The sequence below is a fragment of the Flavivirga abyssicola genome (assembly GCF_030540775.2).
Classification (GTDB): Bacteria; Bacteroidota; Bacteroidia; order Flavobacteriales; family Flavobacteriaceae; genus Flavivirga; species Flavivirga abyssicola.
In genome coordinates, this window is record NZ_CP141266.1 from 629502 (window position 1) to 653337 (window position 23836).

The 23836-nt window shown below is 31.9% G+C and carries 24 protein-coding genes; 19 read left to right on the forward strand and 5 right to left on the reverse strand.

The window, feature by feature from the left end:
- Positions 1-111 precede the first annotated feature (111 nt).
- Both Q4Q34_RS02365 and Q4Q34_RS02370 read left to right on the forward strand, forming a co-directional pair.
- Complete coding sequence (locus Q4Q34_RS02365; RefSeq protein ID WP_303317143.1) at positions 112-408, forward strand: DUF721 domain-containing protein; 297 nt, start codon at positions 112-114, stop codon at positions 406-408.
- 97 nt (positions 409-505) lie between these two features.
- The gene (locus tag Q4Q34_RS02370) at positions 506-697 is read left to right on the forward strand and encodes a cold-shock protein (protein WP_042242688.1); all 192 of its coding nucleotides are present in this window, start codon (positions 506-508) and stop codon (positions 695-697) included.
- Between the two features lie 257 nt (positions 698-954).
- Here Q4Q34_RS02370 and Q4Q34_RS02375 read toward each other — a convergent pair whose 3' ends face one another.
- The gene (locus Q4Q34_RS02375) at positions 955-1374 is read right to left on the reverse strand and encodes a nucleoside-diphosphate kinase (protein WP_303317142.1); all 420 of its coding nucleotides are present in this window, start codon (positions 1372-1374) and stop codon (positions 955-957) included.
- An 88-nt stretch (positions 1375-1462) separates the two neighbouring features.
- Here Q4Q34_RS02375 and Q4Q34_RS02380 point away from each other — a divergent pair, with 88 nt between their 5' ends.
- Genes Q4Q34_RS02380 through Q4Q34_RS02400 form a run of 5 tightly spaced genes read left to right on the forward strand, consistent with a single transcriptional unit; the run spans position 1463 to position 5587 of the window.
- Positions 1463-2482 carry a DHH family phosphoesterase gene (locus tag Q4Q34_RS02380; protein ID WP_303317141.1) on the forward strand — a complete coding sequence of 340 codons (1020 nt, stop codon included), beginning with the start codon at positions 1463-1465 and terminating at the stop codon, positions 2480-2482.
- Positions 2475-3017 carry a gliding motility-associated peptidyl-prolyl isomerase GldI gene (gene gldI, locus Q4Q34_RS02385; RefSeq protein ID WP_303317140.1) on the forward strand — a complete coding sequence of 181 codons (543 nt, stop codon included), beginning with the start codon at positions 2475-2477 and terminating at the stop codon, positions 3015-3017. The genes Q4Q34_RS02380 and gldI overlap by 8 nt, the downstream gene beginning before the upstream one ends.
- A 2-nt stretch (positions 3018-3019) precedes the next feature.
- Positions 3020-4147: a peptidylprolyl isomerase gene (locus Q4Q34_RS02390; protein WP_303317139.1), complete on the forward strand. Its 1128-nt coding sequence runs from the start codon at positions 3020-3022 to the stop codon at positions 4145-4147.
- 11 nt (positions 4148-4158) lie between these two features.
- On the forward strand, positions 4159-5088 hold the full coding sequence (gene lgt, locus Q4Q34_RS02395) for a prolipoprotein diacylglyceryl transferase (protein ID WP_303317138.1): 930 nt from the start codon (positions 4159-4161) through the stop codon (positions 5086-5088).
- Position 5089: 1 nt separating this feature from the next.
- On the forward strand, positions 5090-5587 hold the full coding sequence (locus Q4Q34_RS02400) for a DUF192 domain-containing protein (protein ID WP_303317137.1): 498 nt from the start codon (positions 5090-5092) through the stop codon (positions 5585-5587).
- 135 nt (positions 5588-5722) lie between these two features.
- On the opposite strand, the gene Q4Q34_RS02405 is transcribed toward Q4Q34_RS02400, so the two are convergent.
- On the reverse strand, positions 5723-8389 hold the full coding sequence (locus Q4Q34_RS02405; protein ID WP_303317136.1) for a valine--tRNA ligase: 2667 nt from the start codon (positions 8387-8389) through the stop codon (positions 5723-5725).
- A 416-nt stretch (positions 8390-8805) separates the two neighbouring features.
- Between Q4Q34_RS02405 and Q4Q34_RS02410 the strand changes: the two genes are divergently transcribed.
- Positions 8806-9231 (forward strand): DUF1573 domain-containing protein, encoded by a 426-nt coding sequence (locus tag Q4Q34_RS02410; RefSeq protein ID WP_303317135.1) that lies wholly within the window; start codon positions 8806-8808, stop codon positions 9229-9231.
- A gap of 51 nt (positions 9232-9282) precedes the next feature.
- Here the strand turns inward: Q4Q34_RS02410 and Q4Q34_RS02415 are convergent, their stop codons facing one another.
- Entirely contained in the window at positions 9283-10470 is a 1188-nt protein-coding gene (locus tag Q4Q34_RS02415) for a PDZ domain-containing protein (RefSeq protein WP_303317134.1), read from the reverse strand.
- Positions 10471-10741: 271 nt separating this feature from the next.
- On the opposite strand from Q4Q34_RS02415, the gene Q4Q34_RS02420 reads away from it, so the two are divergent.
- The 4 genes from Q4Q34_RS02420 to Q4Q34_RS02435 are packed head-to-tail and all read left to right on the forward strand — an operon-like array spanning position 10742 to position 14346.
- Entirely contained in the window at positions 10742-11932 is a 1191-nt protein-coding gene (locus tag Q4Q34_RS02420; protein WP_303317133.1) for a pyridoxal phosphate-dependent aminotransferase, read from the forward strand.
- Complete coding sequence (gene murB, locus Q4Q34_RS02425) at positions 11932-12945, forward strand: UDP-N-acetylmuramate dehydrogenase (protein ID WP_303317132.1); 1014 nt, start codon at positions 11932-11934, stop codon at positions 12943-12945. Before Q4Q34_RS02420 ends, murB begins: the two co-directional genes overlap by 1 nt.
- Before the next feature lie 48 nt (positions 12946-12993).
- On the forward strand, positions 12994-13545 hold the full coding sequence (locus tag Q4Q34_RS02430; protein ID WP_407925217.1) for an RNA polymerase sigma factor: 552 nt from the start codon (positions 12994-12996) through the stop codon (positions 13543-13545).
- 12 nt (positions 13546-13557) lie between these two features.
- Complete coding sequence (locus Q4Q34_RS02435; protein ID WP_303317131.1) at positions 13558-14346, forward strand: anti-sigma factor; 789 nt, start codon at positions 13558-13560, stop codon at positions 14344-14346.
- A 77-nt stretch (positions 14347-14423) separates the two neighbouring features.
- On the opposite strand, the gene aqpZ is transcribed toward Q4Q34_RS02435, so the two are convergent.
- Positions 14424-15110, reverse strand: coding sequence for an aquaporin Z (gene aqpZ, locus Q4Q34_RS02440; RefSeq protein WP_303317130.1), 687 nt, complete (start codon positions 15108-15110; stop codon positions 14424-14426).
- A 399-nt stretch (positions 15111-15509) separates the two neighbouring features.
- Between aqpZ and Q4Q34_RS02445 the strand changes: the two genes are divergently transcribed.
- The 7 genes from Q4Q34_RS02445 (at position 15510) to Q4Q34_RS02475 (ending at position 22831) form a co-directional block, all read left to right on the forward strand.
- Positions 15510-15713, forward strand: a complete 204-nt coding sequence (locus Q4Q34_RS02445; RefSeq protein WP_303317129.1) for a membrane or secreted protein — start codon at positions 15510-15512, stop codon at positions 15711-15713.
- A 6-nt stretch (positions 15714-15719) separates the two neighbouring features.
- Complete coding sequence (locus Q4Q34_RS02450; RefSeq protein ID WP_303317128.1) at positions 15720-16832, forward strand: glycosyltransferase; 1113 nt, start codon at positions 15720-15722, stop codon at positions 16830-16832.
- Entirely contained in the window at positions 16823-17368 is a 546-nt protein-coding gene (locus Q4Q34_RS02455; RefSeq protein ID WP_303317127.1) for an RNA polymerase sigma factor, read from the forward strand. The genes Q4Q34_RS02450 and Q4Q34_RS02455 overlap by 10 nt, the downstream gene beginning before the upstream one ends.
- Positions 17369-18619: an Nramp family divalent metal transporter gene (locus Q4Q34_RS02460; RefSeq protein WP_303317126.1), complete on the forward strand. Its 1251-nt coding sequence runs from the start codon at positions 17369-17371 to the stop codon at positions 18617-18619.
- A gap of 48 nt (positions 18620-18667) precedes the next feature.
- Positions 18668-19546, forward strand: a complete 879-nt coding sequence (gene lipA / locus Q4Q34_RS02465; protein WP_135876654.1) for a lipoyl synthase — start codon at positions 18668-18670, stop codon at positions 19544-19546.
- A gap of 3 nt (positions 19547-19549) precedes the next feature.
- Positions 19550-20566 (forward strand): type I glyceraldehyde-3-phosphate dehydrogenase, encoded by a 1017-nt coding sequence (gene gap, locus Q4Q34_RS02470; protein ID WP_303317125.1) that lies wholly within the window; start codon positions 19550-19552, stop codon positions 20564-20566.
- A 63-nt stretch (positions 20567-20629) separates the two neighbouring features.
- The gene (locus Q4Q34_RS02475) at positions 20630-22831 is read left to right on the forward strand and encodes an ATP-binding protein (protein ID WP_303317124.1); all 2202 of its coding nucleotides are present in this window, start codon (positions 20630-20632) and stop codon (positions 22829-22831) included.
- Here Q4Q34_RS02475 and lpxK read toward each other — a convergent pair.
- Entirely contained in the window at positions 22821-23831 is a 1011-nt protein-coding gene (gene lpxK, locus Q4Q34_RS02480) for a tetraacyldisaccharide 4'-kinase (protein ID WP_303317516.1), read from the reverse strand. The genes Q4Q34_RS02475 and lpxK overlap by 11 nt on opposite strands.
- Positions 23832-23836: the final 5 nt, after the last annotated feature.

A 23836-nucleotide genomic window follows, 5' to 3' on the forward strand; every position in this document is an offset into this window, starting at 1 on the left:
CAAAACCCTTGAATTAGTATATAATGATTGGTATCAAAAAGAAAAACATGTAAAAAGATTGTTTGATTTTAGTATTTAAAGTTCAAATAACTCAAAAAAAAACAAAAGCTAATGGCAAAACGTAATAATGAACATATCAGCATAAGTGATGCATTAAAAGAATTTGTGGAAACCAATAAACTAGAAAAAGGTTTAAACAAAGTTAATGTAGCTGATGCCTGGGCAAACCTTATGGGCAATGGTGTAAATAATTATACGGCATCTGTAAACTTAGAGCATAACACACTTTATGTGCAACTAACCTCCAGTGTTCTTAGAGAAGAATTAAGTTATGGCAAACAAAAAATAATTAACATGCTTAACGAAGAGTTAGGAAAAGAAATCATTAAGAAACTGGTACTCCGTTAATTACAAAAACGAACTTTATACAAAAATTTCATCCAAAACCAAAAAGCTATTATTATTTATACTATATTTGTGACTTAATTTTTATATAACAAATACAATGAGTAAAGGTACCGTAAAATTTTTCAATGACTCTAAAGGTTTTGGATTCATCGTTGAAGACGACAACAACAAAGAACATTTCGTACACATTTCAGGACTTATCGATGAAATTCGTGAAGGTGATGCAGTAGAATTCGATCTACAAGAAGGTAGAAAAGGATTAAACGCCGTAAACGTAAAAGTAATCTAATACATATACTTTAACAATTACAATTAAAAGTCTATCATTTATTTGATAGGCTTTTTTTTATGGAACTAATTTTATTTTTAATTCACAACAGGTCCTTTTTGAAACTAAAAGTCTTAAAAATAATGGTTGGATAAAAGGGGGATTATTGAAGAAGCTTTAAAAAAATAAATTTGGTAATAAATAATCACAATTTATTTCTAAAACAACAAACCCCACAACTTAGTTGTGGGGTTTGTTTATTTATAATTTTTTAATGACTAAAACATCTCTCTACCAGAAAAATGGAAAGCACCTTCTATAGCCGCATTATCGTCACTATCACTACCATGTACTGCATTTTCTCCAATAGAAGCTGCATATAACTTACGGATTGTTCCCTCAGCAGCATCAGCAGGGTTAGTAGCCCCTATTAATGTTCTAAAATCATCAACCGCATTGTCTTTTTCTAAAATCGCTGCAACAATAGGACCACGTGTCATATATTCAACTAAATCTCCAAAAAATGGACGTTCGTTATGTATTGCATAAAATGCTTCAGCATCAGCTTTTGTCATTTGTGTTAATTTCATTGCTACGATTCTAAATCCTGAAGCTGAAATTTTTTCTAATATTGCACCGATGTGTCCTTTCTCAACAGCATCTGGCTTAAGCATTGTAAATGTTCTATTTGTTGCCATCTTATTGTTTTAATTTTGCTGCAAAAGTAATGTATTTCTAATTAAAAACAAGTTTATCAAATTTTAAAAAGTTGTATCTTCGTCAACTATGAACAGACAAGACATTACTAGTATAAAACAATTATTATCTACTCCAAAAAAGATTGTAATTGTACCACATAAAAATCCAGATGGAGATGCTATTGGTTCAACACTTGGGTTATATCACTACCTTATAAAAGGCAATCACCAGGTAAATGTTTTAGTTCCCAATGACTATCCTACTTTCTTAAAATGGATTCCAGGTAATGACACTATTTTAAAGCATGATTCCCAAACTAAAGCATGTGATGCACTAATTGAAGCTGCAGATATTATATTTACCCTAGATTTTAATGCATTTCATAGAACAGGTAGTATGGAAACTGTTTTAGCAAATAGCAGTGCTTTAAAAATTATGATTGATCATCATCAAGCACCAGATGATTACGCTACATATATGTTTAGCGATGTTACAATGAGTTCTACCTGCGAAATGGTATATCATTTTATTGATATGCTAGGTGATACAGACTTAATTGATGCTAATATTTCAACTTGCTTGTATGTAGGTATAATGACCGATACTGGATCATTCAGATTTTTATCTACAACCAGTAAAACACACCAAATCGTAGCCCAACTTATTGAAAAAGGAGCTAATAATACTGAAATTCATAATAATGTTTACGATACCAATAGCTATGAACGGTTGCAGCTCTTAGGGTGCGCGTTAAGCAATTTAAAAGTTATTCCCGAAGCAAAAACAGCTTACATAACCCTTTCTCAGGAAGAATTATATAAGTACGATTATAAAAAAGGAGACACAGAAGGCGTTGTAAATTATGCTTTGTCTTTAAAAGACACTGTGCTTGCCGCTATTTTTATTGAAGATAAACAAGAAGGCATTATAAAAATATCATTACGCTCAAAAGGTAATTTCTCTGTTAACGAATTATCAAGAGCACATTTTGGAGGTGGTGGTCATACCAATGCTGCAGGAGGAAAAAGTCATTTATCAATGGAGGATACAGTTGCTAAATTTATTAGTATATTGCCTAGTTATAATAAAGCCCTAAATAATGAATAAACTATTAACATTAACCGTTGTCTTACTGGCATTACACTGCAAAACACCCGAAGCAAGACGTCCCGTTTCTGTAAAAACGGGTTCATTTATAGATGCCTCAGTTGAGCGTAATAAAAGGCGCTTTGCCAACGAGCAAGTTTCCATAGAAAAAATTATGCAAGAGCAAGACAATAATTACTTAGCCTCTGAGAGTGGTTTTTGGTATTATTACAATAATAAAACAGAAATTGATACTTTAAAAACACCTCTCTTTGGAGATATTATAAACTATAATTATAACGTAAAAGCTTTAAATGGCAGCTTAATATATTCAAAAGAAGATATTAAAACGCAAACCTATGCTATGGATAAAGAAGAATTATTTACAGGGTTACGTGAAGGTTTAAAACTAATGAAAACTGGTGAAACTGCTACCTTTATATTCCCTTCGCAAAAAGCATATGGTTATTATGGCGATGAAAATAAAATAGGGAGTAACACGCCCATAATTTGTGAAGTTACAGTGAACTCAATTACCCAAAATCAAACTAATTAATAATGAATTTTTTAAAAAAATCTATCAAAGTTTTATCTATTACGTCTTTAATAATTTTAGCTTCATGTAAAGCACAATATCCAGACCTTGAGGATGGACTATATGCAGAATTCATTACTACAGAAGGTATTATGGTTGCTAAATTAGAGCATAAAAAAGCACCTATAACTGTTGCTAATTTTGTATCATTAGCAGAGGGTACTAATACAATGGTAGACAGTATATATAAAGGAAAAAAATTCTATAACGGACTTATTTTCCATCGGGTTATAGATAAATTTATGATTCAAGGAGGCGATCCTACAGGTACTGGAGGAGGAAGTCCTGGTTATAAATTTACAGATGAGTTTCATCCTGATTTAAAACATGATAAACCTGGTATTTTATCTATGGCAAACTCCGGACGTAACACAAATGGGAGTCAATTTTTTATTACAGAAGTTCCAAAACCTCATTTAGACAATGGATATAATATTTTTGGAGAATTGGTTCTTGGAATAAATATTCAAGATAGTATTTCTAATGTAAAAACCGGTTCTGGCGATAGGCCAATAAAAGATGTTGTTATTAAAGAACTGAACATTATTAGAAAAGGAAAAGAAGCTAAATCTTTTGATGCTCCTAGCACATTTAACAATCATTTTGCTGAAGCAGAACGTAAAGAAAAAGAAAAGAAAGCCAGAAAAGAAGCTATTATAAAAGCGTCTAAAGAGAAGTTTGATAAACAAAAAAACGAAGCCACTACATTGTCTTCAGGTTTACAATATGTTGTTACAGAAAAAGGCAATGGAGAAAAATTACCAGAAAGTGCTGAAGTACTTACGCACTATGCCGTATATTTTGAAAATGGAAAATTACTTCAAACGAGTAAACTAGAAATTGCTGAAGCTCTTGATGCTGTAAATGAAAAACGTAAAGCTGCAAACCAATACCAACCAATTACCGCAGGTATTGGTCCAGATGCTGGTATGATTCCAGGTTTTAAAGAAGGCTTACAGCAATTGAGTGTTGGAGACAAGGCAACATTATTCATTCCATATCACTTAGCATATGGAGAAGCTGGAACTAGAGGAATTCCTGGGAAATCTAATATCATTTTTGAAGTCGAAATCATAGAACTTTTAAAGTAAAAACAAAACGTATGCATGCATTAAAATTTGATTGGAATCCTGTAACTGGAATTGACATTATTGGGAATTTCAAATTACACTTCTATAGTCTTATGTGGGTCATTGCCTTTATAATAGGCTGGTATATAATGAAACGTATTTTTACTAAAGAAAAGATATCTTTAGATTATCTAGACCCTTTATTTATTTATACCGTATTAGCGACTATGCTTGGAGCACGCTTAGGACATGTTTTATTTTATCAATCAGAATTAATATCTCAAGACTTCTTTAGTATTTTTCTACCATTCAAATTTAAAGGCGGCTTTGAATTTACAGGCTTTCAAGGATTGGCTAGTCATGGTGCTGCTATTGGTATAATTATAGGGATGTACTTGTATCGAAAAAAATACAACTATAAATCATTATTATGGGTTTTAGATCGTGTTGTTATATCGGTAGCTTCTGGTGCCGTTTTTATTAGAATTGGAAACTTTATTAACTCTGAGATTATTGGAAAAGTTACCGAATCTAATTTTGGAGTTCGTTTTATTCAAGACCAGTACCATAAGAGTCATATCACACAACTCACAGGTATTAAAGACGTTCAGGAAGCTTATAATGCTGTTACAGATAATCCTCAATTTGCAGAATTATTAGAAAAAGTACCTTACAGACACCCAGCACAGTTATACGAATCTTTTTGCTATATTTTTGTGTTTATAATTTTATGGTATTTCTATTCAAAAACTAAAAAAAGAGAACAAACAGGTTTCCTTTTCGGGTTGTTTTTAATCTTGTTATGGACCATTCGTTTCTTTGTTGAATTTACAAAAGAGCCTCAGGGTGATGAATATATAAATTGGGCCGGTTTGAATACAGGACAATGGCTTAGTATCCCATTCATTCTTATTGGTTTATATTTTATGTTTGTTTACAAACCAAAAACAGCTGTTAAATAAGATGTTGTTACCTAAACGTTTTTCTTTATTAATTTTTATAACGTCTACTGGTTTACTTTTAAATCTTTCGGCTTGTAAAGAAAACAAAAAGACCATAAAACAGACTGAAGTTATTTTTAAGAAAGAAGGTGAACTTACCATTTTTAAGTCTATTGACTCTACAAAAATAACGTTAGATATCGAAATAGCCGATACAGATTTTGATGTTCAAACTGGATTAATGTATAGAAATTCTATGGACACAAAACAGGGGATGCTATTTGTATTTGAAGACGTAAAAGAGCGTTTCTTTTATATGAAGAACACCAAAATACCTTTAGACTTAATTTACATCAATGAAAATAAAAGTATAGTGAGCTTTCAGAAAAATGCTAAACCATTTGATGAAAGCTCTTTACCATCTAATTTTCCTGCAAAATATGTATTGGAAATTAATGCCGGTTTAATTGATACTTGGGGGCTTTCGGTTGGTGATAGTATTAATTACACGGAAGACTGAAAACAAGACCTAAGATTGGAAGACCGAAGACCAAGGACCAAAGACGAAACACTGAATACTGAATACTGCGACTGAACACTGAATACTGAGACCGCATACTGCGACTAAACACCAAACACCAAGCAAACAACTAACTTAATGCAAACTCGACAAACTTGCTTTAAGTGTTTCAATTTTTGCCAAAGCATCAGCTTCTTTTTTCTTCTCACTAGCAACAACTTGTTCTGGTGCTCCAGCAACAAAACGTTCATTAGAAAGTTTCTTTTGTACAGATTTCAAAAAACCTTCTGTATAATTTAGCTCTTCTGTTAATTTTTTAATTTCAGCTTCAACATCAATACTACCTGCCATAGGTATAAAATATTCATTAGATTTTACCCTGTAAGTTAAAGCACCATCAACAGCATCAGACACATAATCGATGCTTTCTAAGTTTCCTAGTTTAGAAATAATACTATCGAATGTTGTATGACTCTTTTCATTATTAATTACCGAAAAGCCAATAGCATCTTTAAAAGCTATATTTTTTTGTTTTCTAATATTTCTAATACCAGAAATAACTTCCGAAGCAAATTCAAATTCATCAATTAACCCGGCATTAATTGGCTTAGATTCTGGCCATTTAGCAACAATTAATGCTTCTTCTGGAGTTCTTTCAGTGATATAATGCCATATATCTTCCGTTAAGAACGGCATAAAAGGATGTACTATTTTTAAATTATCTTCAAAAATAGCAATAGCACTTTTTAAAGTTTTAGCATCAATTGGTTGTTGATACCCTGGTTTGATCATTTCTAAGAACCATCCGCAAAAATCATCATAAATAAGCTTATAAGTAGTCATTAATGCATCACTCAATCTATATTTACTAAAATGGTCTTCAATCTCAATTAAAGCCTTCTGAAATTTCGATTCATACCATTCTACAGCAATCTTACTTGATTCTGGTTGTGAAATGTTTTTATCAACTTCCCATCCATCAACCAAACGATAGGCATTCCAGATTTTGTTTCCAAAACCTTTACCTTGCTGACAAAGTGCTTCATCAAACATTAAATCATTTCCTGCCGCAGAACTTAATAATAACCCAACACGAACGCCACCAGCTCCATACGCTTCTATAAGCTTTAAAGCATCTGGCGAATTACCAAGTTGTTTAGACATTTTACGGCGTTGCTTATCGCGAACTAAACCCGTTAAATACACATTTTTAAACGGTTTTTCACCTTTATATTCGTAGCCTGAGATTATCATACGTGCTACCCAAAAGAATAAAATATCTGGTCCTGTTACCAAATCATTTGTTGGGTAATAGTATTTAATATCCTCATTCTCTGGATTTCTAATCCCATCAAAAACACTTATTGGCCATAACCATGAACTAAACCAAGTATCCAAAGCATCAGTATCTTGTTTTAAGTCCGAAGCTTGAAGTTCGGAGTTTGAAGTCTTCTCCTGTGCCAATTCCAAAGCTCTTTCAATCGTCTCTGCAACTACAAAATCCTCTTTTCCTTCTCCGTAGTAATACGCTGGAATTTGTTGTCCCCAAAGTAATTGACGTGAAATATTCCAATCGCGAATATTCTCCATCCAGTGACGATACGTATTTTCAAATTTCTTAGGAAACAAATTAATTTCAGAATCTTCACCTAAAACCGCTTTAATTGCAGGTTTTACCAAATCTTCCATTTTTAAAAACCACTGATCACTTAAACGTGGTTCTATAACAGCTTTAGTTCTTTCCGAAGTTCCTACTTTATTAATATGGGTTTCCGTTTTCACTAAAACACCAGTTTCCTCTAATTCTTTAACAACCGATTTTCTAGCTACAAAACGGTCTTGTCCTTCAAAATGTAATCCAAAACTATTTAGAGAAGCGTCTTCATTAAAAATATCTATAACTTCCAGCTGATGTTTATCTCCTAAATTCTTATCGTTTTCATCATGTGCAGGTGTTACTTTAAGACATCCAGTACCAAATTCAACATCTACATAGTCATCTTCAATAATAGGAATCACACGGTTACATATGGGTACAATGGCCTTTTTTCCACGCAAGTGCAAAAACCTTTCATCATTGGGGTTAATACAAATGGCTGTATCTCCAAAAATAGTTTCAGGACGTGTAGTTGCTATGGTTAGGTATTCTTCCCTTAGATCCTTCTTACTCGCCCCTGCTCCTTCCGAAAGGATTTTATATTTTAAATAATATAAATTCCCTTGACGTTCCTCATGAATAACCTCTTCATCAGATAAGGTTGTTTTTGCTTCAGGATCCCAGTTTACCATTCGGAAACCACGATAAATCAATCCTTTATTGTATAAATCTACAAATACTTTGATAACAGCTTCACTCATATCGTCATCCATCGTGAACTTGGTTCGTTCCCAATCGCAAGAGCATCCTAACTTTTTTAGCTGTTCTAAAATAACACCTCCATATTCATGAGTCCAATCCCATGCATGTTTTAAAAACTCATCGCGAGACAAATCGTTTTTATCAATACCTTGTTCTTTTAATTTAGCAACTACTTTTGCCTCGGTAGCAATAGATGCATGATCTGTACCCGGTACCCAACAAGCATTTTTACCTTGCAAACGCGCCCGACGAATTAACACATCTTGAATCGTGTTATTAAGCATATGCCCCATATGTAAGACTCCCGTTACATTAGGTGGGGGTATTACAATAGTATAAGGTTCTCTTTCATCTGGCTCTGAATGAAAATAATTATGCTTCATCCAGTAATCATACCACTTACTTTCTACTTGATTCGCCTCATATTTTGAAGGTATTTGCATACTTTGGAATAGTTTTTGAACATTGATGTGCAAAAGTACTTATATTTCTTTTTCTGTGAAATGAGCATAGCTATTAATTTCATTAATAAATACGATTTTAATATGCAAACTGTATCTCACTGTTAAAAATAAATATAAACAGATGAAAAAGTTATAATATTAATCGTAAAACAATAAGTAATAATATTTTAACAAAAAACTGGCTTATTTGAGAAAAGTTGTACGTACTTTTAACTCTGTTGAATATGTTAACATACCTGTATTATGTCTAATATTTTTGCAGGTTGTAGAAAAAGTAAGTATGTTTGACATGGAATTAGGAGTAATAATATAAACGTTACTTCGTCCAATAGTTATAGAAAATTTATTTAATGCAAATTGCATTTGAACATATAAAACAATAAAAAAACAGAAAAATGAAACAATTAATTACAATTTTATTTATCGGATTAATCAGCCTATCTGTAAATGCACAAGGTAAGGTAGCTAAGATAGAATTTAAAACGGATACTATTGATTATGGTACTATTGAAAAAGGATCAAATGGTGTACGTGTTTTTGAATTTACAAATACTGGTGATGCACCGCTTATAATCTCTAAAGTGTCATCTAGTTGTGGTTGTACTATTCCAAAAAAACCAAAAGATCCTATTTTACCAGGAAAAACCGGAGAAATAGAGGTTAAATATGACACAAACAGAGTAAACCCTATTAGAAAAACGATTACTGTTATTTCTAATGCAGATACCCCTACTGTTGCTTTAAAAATTAAAGGCTTAGTAGTAGACTCAAGCAAAAAGAGTGTTTTAGAAAAGAAAGATAAAAGTATTGTTCAGCAATAAACTTCTTTTACAAAAGAAAATAAGAGCCCAAACCATATCGTTTGGGCTTTTTTATTTAAAAAGGTCTTCTAATTTAAAATTGAAAGTTAAAACGCTACCATTTCTTTCAATTTTAAGTTTAATACGTTTCCCTGAATCTTCATAAAACATGTGAATTAGCTCTTGAAGCTTTAATCGATGGGTATCCTTGTTATTTATACTCAAAACGACATCTCCTATAAGCAGCCCAGCTTTTTCTGCTGGAGAATCTTTTCTTAATTCCACTATAGTATAAGCTGGCTTTAATGATAATTTGTATTTAGTATCTATTATAACTTTTATACCGCTTTGGGCACTCCCGTACTGCTTATCTTCTTTTGGGGTTTCATTATCTTGCTCCCTTACTAATCTAAAACCCTCGTGAGCCAACTCAATACCACTTTTATTATACCTAAACTTCTCATTAAAATAACGGTTCTTTGTTAATGTGACTATAGCTCTTTGATAATCAAAAATAACATTAAAACGTTTTAAAATATTGCCTGACAAACTTCCATTTCTGTTTTTATGTTTTCTTGCATGTGATATATACGTTGAATCCGGAAATGAAACATTAACCTTATCAAGCATAAAGCTTTTTAAAGAAAAATTTCTAACTTTTGAACGTTTACCATAAACACTGCCACTCAAGCCATGACCAAGAAAATCATAAAAATATTTATTACTAGATTTTATTCCCAAAGAATCATCTTCAAACAACCACAAAGCATCACTGCCTCCAGAATCTATCAATAGCTTAACAGGAATCATTTTCCTATTCATTACTACTTCTGCATTTATATAAGGCTTGTTATTATAAAACTCCAAATTTAGCCTTTCACAGTTTTTACATTTTTTATACGTATACGCTTCCGGCTTTGTTAGTTTTATAATCTTTTTAGAATAGTTTATTTCAACTACTAAATCCTTAAATAAATCAAAACCAACTATACCATGAACCGGAAAACCTAATCTGGGAGCAAAATTGAGATTAGAATCAAAAACGGCATATAAATCCTGCTTTAGCTTAATAGCTTCTCCTACTTTAAAAATATTATTCTTAGATCTTAATGCTTCTACAGATTCTCCTTTACCTAAACCTCTTAAAAATATAGTCTCGGTATCTTTTATTTTTAAAGTATCAGAAACATTTAGGAAATTGAAAATAATCGGTTTACTTACTCCCGTATCTAATAAAAAAGATAATTTAACACCATTCACTTCAACAGGAATTATAATTAAATTATTTATTAATTTGAACCTAATTTTATCTGACTGTTTTTTATTTTGAATAACAAAATTTTTTTGAGAATAGCTAAGGTTACTAACACAAAAAATTATTAAAATAAGAATTAAGAGCTTTTTAATTGAGAAGCATGCAATTTTCATAAAATGAATTTACGAATCTTTTAGATTAACTTGATTATTTAGTCTTGTTTTTTAAAAAAACTTTAAGATAATTTTCTCAACTTTGCAGCATAATTTATCATCAATGCCAACAATATCGAAAAAAGGGCAAAAAATGCCTGCATCACCAATACGCAAGTTAGTTCCTTATGCTGAAGAAGCTGTAAAAAAAGGAAAAAGTATTTACTATTTAAATATTGGGCAACCAGACATTAAAACACCTAAAATTGCTCTGCAAGCTGTAAGAGAGAGCAATTTAGATGTATTAGCTTATTCAAGATCGGAAGGATCTGAAATATATAGACAAAAAATTTCGACATATTATTCTAAACACCATATTAACGTTACTCACGATGATATTGTAGTAACAACCGGAGGTAGTGAGGCACTTCTCTTTGCTTTTGGAAGTATTATGGATATTGATGATGAAATTATTATCCCTGAGCCATTTTATGCTAATTACAACGGATTCTCGACAGCATCTGGAGTAAAAGTAGTACCAGTAATTTCTAAGATTGAAAATAATTTTGCCTTACCTCCAATTGAAGAATTTGAGAAGTTAATTACACCTAAAACCAAGGCCATTTTAATTTGTAATCCCGGAAACCCAACAGGTTATTTATACTCTAAAGAAGAAATACAAAAATTAGCAGCTATAGTTAAAAAACATGATTTGTTTTTAATTGCTGATGAAGTTTACCGAGAATTCACATATGATGGCAATACACACTATTCCGTCATGCAAGAAACAGGACTCGAAGATCATGCTATTATGATTGATTCCGTTTCAAAACGATATAGCATGTGTGGTGCTAGGGTTGGATGCTTAGTATCAAAGAACAAGACCCTCATACAAACTGTTTTAAAATTTGCTCAAGCACGTTTAAGTCCTCCAACATTAGCGCAAATTGCTAGTGAAGCAGCGCTTGAAACCCCTCAAAGTTACTTTAATGATGTTATTGAAGAATATGTAGAAAGAAGAAACACTTTAATTACTGAATTACAAAAAATAGAGGGTGTTAAAGTAGCAAAACCCAAAGGCGCATTTTACTGTATTGCCGAACTTCCTGTGAAAAACTCTGATGATTTTGCTCAGTGGCTTTTAGAGCATTTTGATGTTAATGGTGAAACTATAATGGTTGCCCCTGCTGGTGGTTTTTACTCAACACCTGGAGTTGGTCTAAACCAAATACGAATTGCCTACGTGCTAAAAGAGGAAAGCTTAATAAAAGCAGTTAACATTTTAAAAGAGGCTTTAAAGGCTTATAACGATTAGTGCATATAAAAGAAAACATATCTTTAAAACCATACAATACTTTCGGTATTGATGCCTTGGCCAGCTTTTTTATTTCTGTTTCTAGCATTGACGAATTAAAACAAGTTTTAGCCCTTAAAGCATACCCTAATAAGCTTATTTTAGGTGGCGGTAGCAATATGTTACTTACAAAAGATTTTAAAGGCCTAGTTATTCACATCAATTTAAAAGGCATTGAGGTGGTTTCTGAAACTGATAATTTTGTTACCATTAAAGCTCATGCTGGTGAAAATTGGCATGAATTTGTGCTTTGGTGCATTGATAATGATTTTGGAGGTATTGAAAACTTATCATTAATTCCTGGTAATGTTGGTACGGCCCCTATTCAAAATATTGGAGCTTATGGTGTTGAACTAAAAGACACTTTTGTATCATGCGAAGCCCTATCATTAGAGTCACAAACTGTAACAGCTTTTACAAAAGCCGATTGCGATTTTGGCTATAGAAACTCTATTTTCAAGCAACAAGCTAAAGGACAATATATTATAACTAGTGTTACATTCGTTCTTAGTAAGAAGAATCATAAACTCCATGTAAATTATGGATCTATAACTTCTCAACTTAAAACCATGCATGTAACCCAACCAACTATTCAAGATATTTCAAAAGCTGTGATCGCTATTAGAGAAAGTAAGTTACCAAACCCTAAAGAAATTGGAAATAGTGGTAGTTTTTTCAAAAATCCAGTGATTTCAAAATCACATTTCGATAAGCTGTCACAAAATTTCTCAGATATTCCAAGTTATCCGGTTTCAGAAAGCGAAGTAAAGGTTCCTGCAGGTTGGCTTATTGAAAAAGCAGGTTTTAAAGGCAAACAATTCGAGAACTACGGCGTCCATAAAAAACAAGCTCTAGTACTTGTAAATTATGGTAATGCCAAGGGGTCAGACATCTTAAATCTTTCAAAATTAATACAAAAAACTGTTAAGAGGCTTTTTGGCATTTCTATTGAAGCTGAAGTAAATATATTGTAATCTAAAAGAAATTTCTAACTTTGGCAGAATTACTCGCCATATTAATTTATGGTAAAAACCAAATTAACCTTGATTTCATCTACAGAAAAAGAAATAATTAACTTCCTGGAAAATGGCGATAAAAAAGCCATTACCCTACTTTATGAAAGCTATTCTGATTCACTATTTGGTGTTATAAAAAAGATTATATCAGATGATGATATTGCACAAGACGTGCTGCAAGAAAGTTTTGTAAAAATATGGAGATACGCAAAAAAATACGATTCTAATAAAGCTAAATTGTTTACTTGGCTGTATAGAATTGCTTATAATACTGCCATAGACAAAGTTAGATCTCTAAAAAATAAAAGTGGCAAAGAAGTCCAAATAGAGACCTCATCCGTATATAAAATAACGTCGAATGAATTAAATCAAGACGTTTTAGATATAAAAACCCATCTAAATACGCTTGATGAGAAATATCAAATAGTGATTAATGCGCTCTTTTTTGAGGGCATGACACAACAAGAAGCCAGTGATGAATTAGATATTCCGCTGGGAACTATAAAATCAAGATTAAAAATCGGATTACGTGAATTGAAAAAAATTTACAATCCTTAACTAAACAAAGTCATGAATGAGAAAATAACTACTTTTTTAAATTCTGGCCTATTAGAAAAATATCTATTAGGTGAAACTACTTCTGTTGATACTGAAATGGTTGAATCTTATATTTCAAAATACCCAGAAGTACAGAACGCATACAACACATTGCAATACAATTTAGAAATTGTTGCTAAAAGCAATGCTGTTGAAGCCCCTAAAAATATTTTAGATGATATTTTAGAGGAGCTTGATGAAAAACCAGTTGTCAATTTAAATACGCAAAAGAAATACAAATCATGGTATAAATTTGCTGTAGCTGCAAGTATTGCTGCCTTTATTTTTGCTGGTACGTCTTATCATTTCTATTCTCAAAAACGAAAACTGTCACAAGAAAACCAAATAGTGGTTGAGGAAATTTTTGATTTACGAAGTGATATTGAAAAAAACAATCTGATGCTTGATAATGTCATGAGACAATTATTGAAACTTAACAACCCTGAGACTGAAAAATACATCATTAAAGGGAATGAAAGAGCTAAAGATTTAAAAACTGTTGCTTACATAAACCCAAAAGAAAAAACATCCATGATCGATGTTGTTTCATTACCTCAATTACCAGAAGAGCAATGCTACCAGATATGGGCAGACTTGCAAGGTAAAATGGTTAGCTTGGGCATCTTAAATGAAGCCGACAGACAACTTATGTCTATTCCTTATGCTGAAAATGCGCTTGCTTTAAATATTACTATAGAGCCAAAAGGAGGAAACACCATAGCTTCCAAAGAAAATACAGTAGCAGAAATTAGCTTACAGTAAAAACAATACATAGTAACAAACAAAAAAGCCTCGTTTTAATAATTAAAACGAGGCTTTTGCTTTCTTATAATAAAAAATCACGCTTTATCGAACAGTGCTTTATGGATAAAACCTGCAACTATAGCACCAGCAATTGGAGCCACCCAAAACAACCAAAGTTGTGATGTAAAGGCGCCTTCTGCAAATAATGCCTGACTTGTAGAACGTGCTGGATTAACCGATGTATTGGTTATTGGAATACTTATTAAATGTATTAAGGTTAAGCCTAAACCAATAGCTATGGGAGCAAACCCTTTAGGAGCTCTGTCGTTGGTACTTCCCAAAATTATTAATAAGAAAAAAGCCGTTAGCAAAAACTCTGCTATTAATGCAGCAGTCATAGAATAACCATCGGGCGATAAATCCCCATAACCATTAGCAGCAAAACCTCCAACGGTAATGAAGTCAGATTTATTTGTTACTATTAAGTACAATACTCCTGCCGCTGTTATGGCTCCTACCAATTGGGCCACAATGTAACCTAGTAAATTTTTAGCCTCAAACTTCCCTCCTGCCCACAAACCAAAAGATACAGCAGGATTAAAATGACCTCCAGAAATATGCCCTACAGCATAGGCCATCGTTAACACAGTAAGTCCAAATGCCAATGCCACACCTACAAAACCAATCCCTAATTCTGGGTAACCAGCTGCAAAAACTGCACTCCCACAGCCTCCAAAAACAAGCCAAAATGTTCCAAAAAATTCTGCAAATAATTTTTTCATAAATAGTAATTTAATTAGTTAGTATTTTTAATGTACATATTATTTTTTAGACACCAAATATTACAATCCGTCACCTTAGGCATATCATCTCTATATTCAGCACCATTTTTAATGAAAAGCATTATCTTTGTAAAAAATAAATTATAGAACTCATCTTTACTTTTTGTTTTTAACCAAAAATGAGATAAAATTTGTTCAGATGAGGCCTTTTTTGCAAGGCATAGTAGTGCTAAGCATAAAAAAAGTAACAAAATATGGGCTAATTTTAGCCATTTTTTAGGAAATAGAAAAAGTCAAGATGAGTTCATAATGAAACATCTTTTACAAAAGTCTTCAGGCTTAACAAAAATATTGTACAAGATGCTACATGTGACTTTAGATAAATAATAAATATTACACATGAAACTTCTTTTAATAACTATCATTTTATTAGGACTAGGAATTGCAGGAATTGCTGTTAAAATTTGGGCAAAAAAGGACGGTAAATTTGCTGGCACTTGTGCAAGTCAAAACCCAATGCTTAATAAAGATGGAGAAGCTTGTGGTTTTTGTGGAAAAACTCCAGACCAATTTAGCGATTGTAACGAACCTCAACATTCATAATCTTTTATGATGCTTCTTGATTTTATTTTCTACGCATTCATTGCTGTAGTGATTATTCAAGCACTCTTTTATATTTTTTTCTTTACAAGGTTTACCTTTCTTAAACAAGAAAAAAAAACGCTTAAAAATATTGATGTTTCAGTTATTATTTGTGCAAAAAATGAAGCTGAAAACCTGCAAAACTTTTTACCTTCCATAATTAACCAAAACCACCCAAACTTTGAAATTGTTTTAATTAATGATGCCTCTAATGATAATACATTAGAAATCATGGAACAGTTTGCGAGTCAACACAAAAACATCAAAATTGTAAACGTTAAAAACAACGAAACGTTTTGGGGAAATAAAAAATATGCTTTAACGCTAGGTATTAAAGCTTCAAAAAATGAGTTTCTTTTATTTACAGATGCCGACTGCAAACCTGTTTCTAAATATTGGATTAAAAATATGACTAGCCATTTTAGCAAAAAGAAACAACTTGTTTTAGGTTATGGCGGTTACTTAAAAATTAAAAACTCTTTGCTAAACAAACTCATCCGTTTTGAAACATTAGTAACGGCAATGCACTACTTTTCTTTTGCAAAACTAGGGATACCCTATATGGGAGTTGGTAGAAATTTAGCTTATACAAAAACGATGTTTTTCAAAAACAATGGCTTTGTTAATCATATGAAAGTCCTTTCTGGTGATGATGATTTATTTGTTAATCAAATAGCGAACAAAAAAAATACGTCTATTTGCTTTTCAAAAAATGGTTTTACGGAGTCAATTCCCAAAACCACATTTAAAGATTGGTTTAAACAAAAAAGGCGTCATGTTTCAACAGCAAAACACTATAAATTAAAGCATAAAATTCTACTAACCCTAATTTACAGTTCTCAGTTACTATTTTGGGTTTTAGCAACCATTTTATTTATAACAGCACACCATTGGCTCATTGTTTTAGCTTTATTTTTATTCAGAATTATTATACAATATTATATTTTTAGAACGCCTTCAAAGAAATTAAAAGAAAACGATCTGTTGGTACTACTCCCTTTCTTAGAAGTTTTTTTAATTCTCATTCAATTGACTATCTTTATAAATAATCTTATATCAAAACCTAATTATTGGAAATAAACGAAGCCATTAAACGCGCAAAAGAAAACGACCAAAAAGCGTTTAATTATTTATTAGACCTTTTTTGGGACGACGTATATGGTTTTCAATTAAAACGCATTCAAAATGAAAACGATGCGGAGGATGTCACTATTCAAACGTTCTCTAAAGCATTCGATAAAATTGAAACCTTTGATGACGATTTCAAATTTAAAACATGGCTAATTACCATCTCAAAAAATATACATATAGATTTACTTCGGAAAGAAAAAAATTCTATAGCCCAAGTAATATCTAAAAATGATGGTGATGCTTTTCAAGTCTTAGATGAATCTCCCTCTCCTGAGGATAAATTAATAACCGAGCAACATTTAGCAAAACTGCTTCGTGATATCAAAAAACTGAAACCTCATTATCAAGAAGTTATAAATTTGCGTTACTTTCAGGAATTAAGTTATAAAGAAATCACCAAAGAATTAGACGAGCCTATAAATAATGTCAAAGTAAAACTACTCCGCGCTAAAAAACTGCTTGCAGAAATTATTCGAAAAAAATAGATGATTGCTAAACTCAAAAACTTAGGTCCAGGCTTATTATTTGCTGGTGCTGCTATTGGTGTATCACACTTGGTACAATCTACTCGTGCTGGTGCCGATTTTGGTTTAGGGTTACTTTGGGCGTTACTTTTAGTGAATATATTTAAATATCCGTTTTTTCAATTTGCTCCCCGTTATGCTGCTGCAACAGGAGAAAGTCTATTAGATGGTTATAACAAATTAGGAAAAGGTGTTTTGGGTGTCTATTATGTATTAAATATAGCAACTATGTTTACCATACAAACAGCTGTAACAATAGTAACTGCTGGCTTAGCCTCTTCTCTTTTTGGAAATTTCGGAACAATTGAATTTGATAATGGTGTCATTATAAATAGCACAAAAATCTGGACTATAATTATAACATCTATTTGCTTATTATTACTGTTATTTGGTAAGTATAAGCTCTTGGATAAACTAATGAAGATCATTATAATTACTTTAACTATTAGCACTATGATCGCTGTGAGTATGGCTCTAAAAAGCTCTGATCCTCTTTCCTTTAAACAAGTATTCCCTAATGATAGTCTAGAAATTGTTTTTTTAATTACGTTTATGGGCTGGATGCCAGCACCATTAGATGTTTCGGTTTGGCACTCACTTTGGGCCATTGAAAAGAAAAAAAACATTGAAGCTTATAATCCTAAATCTGCTTTATTCGATTTCAATATAGGATATATAAGTACCATCGTATTGGGTATTGGATTCTTATTATTAGGTGCACTAGTCATGTTTAATAGCCAAGAAACTTTTAGTAATTCAGCTGGAACGTTTGCCAACCAATTAATAAGCATGTACAAAACCAGTCTGGGTAATTGGAGTTGGGCCTATATTATAATTGGCATTGCTGCATTTACAACCATGTTTAGCACCACTTTAACAACTTTAGACGCATCCCCAAGAGTCATGACTAAAGCAACACAATTGCTTTTTAATAAAACCTCTAAACTAAACTATAAGTTTTGGATATTCTTACTTGCAACAGGCACAATTATTATCTTTCTATTTTTTGCATCAGAAATGGGCTTCCTTATTAAGGTGGCCACTATTTTATCCTTTATCACAGCTCCTTTTTACGCTATTATCAATTATCGTCTCATTTCCAGCAAGCACACGCCCAAAAATTGGCAACCATCAAAACAACTTCACATTTTAAGCTGGTTGGGAATTGCTTTTTTAATCGGATTTAGTATCTGGTACCTCACAACTTTATAGAGTACTTTTAAAAGCATTAATTTGTATCTTTGCACTTTATTTTAATGTATGAATACAGAAACGGCTTCAAATATATTACCAGAACGACAAGCAAAACCAAAATGGCTACGTGTTAAGCTTCCAACGGGTAAAAAATATACTGAACTTAGAGGTTTAGTAGATAAATACAAATTAAATACTATTTGTACTTCTGGTAGCTGTCCTAATATGGGAGAATGCTGGGGAGAAGGTACTGCAACGTTTATGATATTAGGAAATGTTTGCACACGTTCTTGTGGTTTTTGTGGTGTAAAAACCGGAAGGCCAGAAACTGTAGATTGGGACGAACCTGAAAAAGTAGCTAGATCTATTAAAATCATGAACATAAAACATGCGGTTTTAACTAGTGTTGATAGGGATGATTTAAAAGATATGGGAAGTATTATGTGGTCTGAAACCGTTAAAGCGGTACGTAGAATGAATACCGAAACAACACTGGAAACTTTAATCCCAGATTTTCAAGGTATTGAAAAGCATTTAGACAGGATTATAGATGTCGCACCAGAAGTTGTGTCACATAATATTGAAACCGTTAGACGCTTAACTCGCGAAGTTCGCATACAAGCTCAATATGACAGAAGTATGGGGGTTTTAAAATATTTAAAACAACAAGGGCAAAGACGCACAAAATCTGGTATTATGCTTGGTTTGGGTGAAACCAGAGAAGAAGTTATTGCTACGCTTCATGACCTTAAAGAAAATGATGTTGATGTGGTTACTATCGGACAATACCTGCAACCTAGTAAAAAACATTTACCAGTAAAACAGTTTATAAATCCTGATCAATTTAAAGAATACGAAGAAATAGGACTTGAATTGGGTTTTCGTCACGTAGAAAGTAGTGCTTTGGTAAGGTCTTCTTACAGAGCGCAAAAACACATAAACTAAATTATGATTAGTGTTGCAATCAATGGCTTTGGTAGAATTGGTAGGCGCGTTTTTAGATTACTTCAAGATTACAAAAACATAAAAGTTGTTGCTATTAATGATTTAGCAGATACTAAAACGTTAAGCCACCTCCTTAAATATGATAGTGTACATGGGTTATTTAATGGCACGGTATCTTACGACGATAACGACATCATTATTAATGAAGAAAAAATACCTTTATTAAACAATAATCATCCAAAAACCACAAATTGGACGCCATATGATGTAGATTTTGTTATTGAAGCTACAGGGAAATTTAAAACCACTTCAGAACTTCAAAACCATATAAATAATGGTGCAAAATGTGTTATTTTAAGTGTCCCGCCTACTGAAGACACAATAAAGACAATTGTTCTTGGTGTTAATGATTGTAGTATAGATGGTTCTGAAACCATAATTTCTAATGCGTCGTGTACTACAAACAATGCGGCACCCATGATTGATATTATAAATAAACTTTGTGGTATTGATCAAGCCTATATAACAACAGTACATTCTTATACAACCGATCAAAGTTTACATGATCAACCGCATCGCGATTTACGCCGTGCTAGAGCAGCCAGTCAATCCATAGTACCTACTACTACTGGAGCTGCAAAAGCACTAACCAAAATATTTCCTGATTTATCAGATGTTATAGGAGGTTGTGGCATACGAGTTCCTGTAATAAATGGCTCTTTAACAGATATTACTTTTAATGTAAAGAAAAGTGTATCAATCAAGGATATAAATAACGCCTTTAAAGAGGCGTCTCAGAAAGAATATAAAGGCATCTTAGAATATACTGAAGATCCAATTGTATCTATAGATATTGTCGGAAACACACATTCTTGTATTTTTGATTCAGGTATGACATCCGTAATTGGAAACATGGTAAAAATAATTGGATGGTACGATAATGAAAGTGGCTATTCCAAGCGAATAATTGATTTAATATGCAATTTATCGGAAAAAAGATGTATTTTATCGATAAAATAATTATATTTGTTAGCAATATTTAATAAAATGTCCCAAGTTAAAAATTACATATACATTATATTAATGTTATTTAGTTTGAGTGTTTCATCTCAAAAAACAATAGATGAAGATCCTGAAATCCAGCAAAATAACATCAACTACCGCATTGAGCAAGCTCAGGTAGAATTGGAGAAATATAACTATTACGATGCCCAAAAACATCTGGATGAAGCTTTAAAATTAGCTGAAAAATCAGATAATAAAAGAAGCATTGGGATTATTTATGCCATTAAGGGGAAGCTACAACTTATTATCGAGGAAGAAGACAATGCTATAAAATCGCTTAACAAGGCGATTGAAATGCAAAGAATTATTAATGATAACAAAAACCTTGGTAAATCTTATAAAATTTTTGGAGATGTTTATTTAACAAAAAAGGACTATTACCAGGCACTTGACTCTTACAAAGCAGCAAAATCAAAATTTCAAGAAGAAGGATTAAATGAAGATTTGGCCGAAGTGCTTTTATGTGAAGGTAAAACCTATATGTCTTTAAAAAATTACGGCAAAGCAAGAGACATTATTGAGCAAGCTTTGGCACAAGCAAGAAAAGGTGATTACAAAAAAACCCAAAGTGATGCCCTGATTAATCACGGTACGATTTATAATAAATTAGGTGATTTTGAAAAAGCCTTAACCTTTGCTAATGAAGGTTTAGAAATAGCTAAAGAGAATAATTTCAAAAATATACTCAGTAAAGGCTTCCTTGTTGTTAGTAATATTTATAAAGCTGTTCAGGATTTTAGACGTTCCAGAGAATATTTATTCAAACATTTAAAGCTTTCTGATTCTATAAGAACCTTAACACGAGTAAACTCCTCAAAAGATCAGGAAACACAATACTTGTTAAACGAAGCTAACGAAAAGATTAATGAAGCTCAATTGAATTTGGAAAAAGCAGAAGATGATAAAAATTTAGGAACTTTAATTTCTATTTTAAGTGTGGCATTAATCACCATTTTGTCTCTATTAACTTTATCACTTTACAAAAACAATAACATTAGACTTAAAACCAATAATATGCTTCATAAAAAGAATGGAGAACTTATTATTGCTAAGGAAAAAGCCGAATTAGCATCAAAAACCAAGGCTAATTTCTTGTCTACCGTAACGCACGAGTTGCGTACGCCTCTTTATGCTGTTACCGGATTAAGTAACATGCTATTGGACGAAAATCCAAGGCCCGAACAAATTCAGCATTTAAAGTCGTTAAAATTCTCTGGAGATTATCTTTTAACATTTATTAATGATATCCTTCAAATAAATAAAATTGAAGCAAATAAAGTTGATATAGAACCCGAATCATTCAACTTAAAAAAGAAAATAAATAACATTGTTTTAGCGCTTAACAACTCTGCTCAAGATAATAATATTAAAATTCATTTTGAGTATGACTCTGATTTACCAGAGAATTTTATAGCAGATCAATTAAAAATTTCTCAGATTCTTATTAATTTGATTGGTAACTCTATCAAATTCACTAAAGATGGCGATATATGGATTAGAGTCTATAAAATAGAAGAAAAAAGTAATGTTTATACCCTACGTTTTGAAGTAGAAGATAATGGTATTGGTATTAGTCAGGAAAAACAAGACAATATGTTTGAGAGTTTTTCACAAGGCTCTATTCAAATAAACCGTAAATATGGAGGTACAGGTTTAGGTCTTTCTATTGTAAAAGGATTAATAGACATCTTAAAAGGAAAAATTTACGTAAGAAGTGAATTAGAAAAAGGGACTACATTTTACTTTGAAATACCTCTTGAGTACACTTCTGTAGAAGAAACCAAAGAAAATAAATTAGCTTATTTTGATGGCGATGTAAGTGAATTGGATTTGACAAATGTTAAAATTTTAGTTGTTGAAGACAATAAAATCAATCAAATGATTACTAAAAAGATTCTTACTAAAATGAGTCTTAAATGTGATATCGTTGATAATGGTGAAGAAGCTGTTGAAATGATTAAAGCTAACAAGTACGACATTATCTTAATGGATATACATATGCCTGGTATAAGTGGAATGGAAGCAACCAAAAGGGTTCGAGCTTTCGATAAAGAATTAACCATTTTTGCTTTAACAGCTGTTACCATTGAAGACAAAATGCATGAATTTGATGAAGCTGGATTTACCGATATCATTCCAAAACCATTCAAACAGGAAGAATTCGAGAAAAAGCTTTACAATGCCTTGGCAACGAATAACGATCAATCTGCTACAGCTTAGTTTTTAAAAAATCTTTTATCAATTTATTTATTTTCACCTCATCATTAATCACGGTGCTAATTGGTAAATAAAACAATTTATCTCTTAAGGATTCGTATTGCTTTAAACGCATAAAATCCTTTTCTGTAGTCACTATTAAATCTCTTTTGTTAAGTTCAAGAATATCTTGTTCTGAAAATTCATGATGATCTTTAAAATTTAAATGGTCAAACTTTAAACCTTTCTCTTTTAAAAAGCTGACCAAAGGAGACGCATTAGCAATACCAGTAACCAAAGTAAAATTATTCAAATCATCAATGGGTTTATTTGTGTTACTGGAAATAACACTATTTGAATAGCTAATTGAACTAAAAAACACATGTTGATTAGTTTCTGGGTTTATTTTTTGTAAAATAATATTCTTTTCAGCATCACTTAAATCTTTAGGGCATTTAGTAACCATTATAATGTTAGCTCGTTTACTACCATTCCTAGGTTCTCGTAAATTGCCTGTAGGCAAAACAATGTCCTTAAAATATGGATTGTTATAAGTAGTCAGTAAAATATTAAATCCAGCTTTGACCTTTCTGTGCTGAAATGCATCATCAAGTAAAATAACCCCTGGCAGATTATCAATTAATTGCAATTGTTTAATCCCATTATTTCTATCGGCATCAACAGCTACAAGAATATTTTTTTTAAACTTATTATAAAACTGAAAAGGCTCATCTCCAATCGATTCTGCTGTAGCGTCTTTATTTGCCAATTGAAAACCTTTAGTTTTTCGCTTATAACCCCGACTTAAAGTAGCCACTAGATAATCATCTTTTAAAAGATGAATTAAATATTCAATCATAGGTGTTTTTCCTGTGCCACCAACACTTAAATTACCAACACAAATTACAGGGATTTTATGGGATATAGATTTTTTAACTCCTAAATCATATAACTTATTCCTTAGCCATGTTACTAAATAGTAAATAGGAACTATTGGATACAAAATGTAACGTAAAAAAATCATCACGA